Source organism: Streptomyces beijiangensis, from assembly GCF_017315755.1.
In the GTDB taxonomy this organism is placed as follows: domain Bacteria; phylum Actinomycetota; class Actinomycetes; order Streptomycetales; family Streptomycetaceae; genus Streptomyces; species Streptomyces beijiangensis.
In genome coordinates this window covers 1-207 of the sequence record NZ_JAFLRJ010001092.1, presented here as the reverse complement: position 1 = coordinate 207, position 207 = coordinate 1, and the positions used below count along the sequence as shown (strand labels likewise).

The 207-nt window shown below is 72.9% G+C and carries 1 protein-coding gene; it reads right to left on the bottom strand.

All coding sequences use genetic code 11. From position 1 onward, the window contains the following. A partial coding sequence (locus tag J0695_RS40695) for a hypothetical protein (protein ID WP_206969834.1) occupies positions 1-207 on the bottom strand: 207 nt, incomplete at both ends.

The window sequence follows — 207 nt, the reverse complement described above, 5'->3', positions numbered from 1 at the left end:
CGCCACCGAGAAGGCGAAGGTCGACGCGACCACGAACACCGAGACGAAGACCGTGACCCCGCCCGCCGTTCCCAGCACCGAGACGACCGTCACCAGCGCCTCCTCGTCCTGTCCCGCGTCGGGATCGGCGCGGCGGCGCGCATCCCCGGTGAGGACCTGTGCACGATGGCCGACCACCGCCCGCACCCGGTCGACCGGCGCATCCAC